General features: G+C 68.0%; 1 protein-coding gene and 1 pseudogene. Both read left to right on the forward strand.

Annotated elements, in window-relative coordinates:
* The first annotated feature begins 242 nt into the window (after window positions 1-242).
* Window positions 243-1,292: a tyrosine-type recombinase/integrase gene (locus tag EV192_RS53435; protein ID WP_132126529.1), complete on the forward strand. Its 1,050-nt coding sequence runs from the start codon at window positions 243-245 to the stop codon at window positions 1,290-1,292.
* Window positions 1,282-2,642 (forward strand): annotated as a pseudogene (locus EV192_RS53440) (hypothetical protein); the annotation flags it as partial. The gene EV192_RS53435 and the pseudogene EV192_RS53440, both read left to right, overlap by 11 nt.

Consider the following 2,642-nt stretch of genomic DNA (forward strand, 5'->3'; position numbering starts at 1 on the left):
GGGTTGCTCCGTTGACTGCACCAACTGGATGAGGGACTCAAGCTGCGGTCGGGGTTGCTCGATGTCGGGGCATGGATTTTGGTCATGGGGTCTCCCGGGTGCATCGAGAGTTGATGGAAGGACGGGTTGGCCTGCCTACGTTGGGGGCGGTGGTGGCTGGTCCTGGTGAGCTGTTTCCCTGGTTGGTGCGTGACGATGCGGGTCGTGAGGTCGAGTCGGTTGGCAACTATCTGCGTGATTTGATGCTTGGTGATGCCAGCGCGTTGACGTGCCGCAGCTACGCCTACGACCTGTTGCGTTGGTTTCGGGTGTTGTGGGCGGTGGACGTCGGCTGGGAGCGGGCCACCGAGGCGGAGACGGCGGCGCTGGTGGGTTGGCTGCGGTCGGCGCGTAATCCGCAACGCCGCCGGAGCAAGGATGGTGGTCATCCGCCGGGGTCGGTGAATCCGGTGACGGGCAAGCAGGTATCGGCTGCTGGGTACGCTTCGGCGACGATCGCTCATAATCTGACCGCTGTTCGTGGGTTTTATGAATTCCACGGGCATTTCGGGCGTGGTCCGGTGGCCAATCCGGTGCCGGAGAACACCGCTCGTCGTGCTGCGTTGGCGCACCGCTCGCCGATCGAGGCCATGCCGCGGTTTCGGCGTGCCCGGCTGCGGCCGAAGGTGCCGGTTCGCCGTCCGCGGGCGATCCCCGATGCGCAGTGGGACGCGTTGTTCGCGCGGATGGGCTGCACGCGGGATCGGGCGTTGCTGGCGTGTTACGTCTCCTCTGGCGCGCGAGCGTCGGAGCTGTTGGGAGTCAGGCTGGGCGATGTGGACTGGTCCGACGCCCGGTTGTGGGTGGTCTCCAAGGGAAGCCGGGTCCGTCAACAGGTCCCGGCCTCGCCGGAGGCGTTGGCATACCTGGCCGCCTACCTGGAGGAGGCGGGGCTGCCGCAGGACAACGGGCCGGTCTGGCGAACACGTCGGGGTGTGGTTCGGCCGCTGACGTATTGGGCGGCACGGCGAATCATGCAACGGGCCAGCGCCGCGCTGGGGGCGAACTGGACGCTGCACGATCTGCGGCACACGGCCGCGACCCGGCTGGCTCGTGACCCGGAGTTGACGCTGGTCGAGGTGCAGACGATCTTGCGGCACGCGCATATCACGACCACCGCCCTTTACACCGTGGTCGGTATCGAGGATCTGGTGGACAAGCTGGCCGAGCACTACCAGCGGCCCCGCCCGACGGTGCGGTGGAACCCTGGCTATGACCCTGCTGATGTCGAGGCGGTGTTCGGTGCCCAGTGACACCGAGACCGGCCCCGGCATCACGGCCACCGTGGGGCTGGTGGCGACCGGCCGGGTCCGTCGCCACGAGTTCGTCTACGCCAACGACGACAGGTTCGCCCCAACGACGCTCGTCCCGGCGCCACCAGCCCGGCCGGTCAAGCCACCCGCGCCGTTGGGCGAGTTGGCCACCGCAAGCGCGGAAGAAGTCGCGTCGCTGGTTACCGAGGCCCTCGGTGGCGCGCGGGACACCCGCAACCACAACCGTTGGGGCATCCGTGGTTTGCTGGCCCACCTGGAGCGCTACCCGGGCCCGACCTGGCAGCAGCGGTGGGAAGCCGCAGGTCTGAATGAGCCGGGTGTCACGGTGACCGCGCAGGCGACGATGGTGAGTCCGACACTGCGTCGTCGGCTCAACGCCGCGGCCGGGCATGCGTTCGCGGTGCGCCTGGTGCAGCCGAGCCTGCGCGCGTTCCGGTCTTACCTGTTCTCCTGCTATCCCCGGTGGTTTCGCACGGTCGCGCGAGATCCCTTGCTGGAGGACTTCTGCTCGCGGGTCCAGGCACTGCCCGTCAGCCGGGAACGACACCACGACGCCCTGTTCGACGTGTGCTGCACGCTGACCATCTTCGGCATCGAGCTGGCTGACCTGACACCGGAAGCGTTGCTGCACTACGCCACCGAGTGCCGCAAGTACGGGCTGACGCGCGGGACCCGCCCCGGCGAAGGGGCCTTCGCCGCCACGCAGGCGTGGCCGGTGCTCTATGACATGGGACAGTTCCCCGTGTCGGCTCCCCGCACCCTGCGCGTCGCGGTGACCAAAGGCCAACGCAGCATCAGCGAGCTGGTGGACCGGCACCGGCTGCGCAACACCGAGGTCCGCGACCTGCTCGTCGACTACCTCACCCGCCGCGCCACCGAATTGGACTACGCCGCCACCGAACATCTCGCGCGATATCTGGCCCTCACGTTCTGGAAGCAGATCGAGACGATCAATCCCGGCCAGGCCGACCTGCGGCTGGACGAGAACACCATCACTACTTGGAAACAGTGGCTGCGGACCCTGCCGGGCGGCCAGCCCCGGCTGAACGTGGACGGACCGATGGTGGCTATCCGATCGCTGTATCTGGACCTGCACACCTGGGCCGCAGCCGAACCCGAACGGTGGGCACGCTGGGTGGCGCCCAGCCCCATCCGCGACGCCGACCTGCGCAAACTCCCCGTTCGGCGCCGACGGCTGCAGGAACGGATGGCCCACCGCACCCGCGAACGCCAACCGCTGCTGCCGATCCTGTCCGGCCACGTCAACGACCACTGGAACAACATGCGCACACTGCTGGACGCAACCCGCGCCGTCGACATCGGCGAGCA

Origin of the sequence: Actinocrispum wychmicini, assembly GCF_004345645.1 — a bacterium.
Lineage (GTDB): Bacteria > Actinomycetota > Actinomycetes > Mycobacteriales > Pseudonocardiaceae > Kibdelosporangium > Kibdelosporangium wychmicini.

Bases quoted from the DNA above. Each gene is read 5' to 3' on its own strand.
- EV192_RS53435 (WP_132126529.1), top strand. From the start codon at position 243: ATGCTTGGTGATGCCAGCGCGTTGACGTGCCGCAGCTACGCCTACGAC.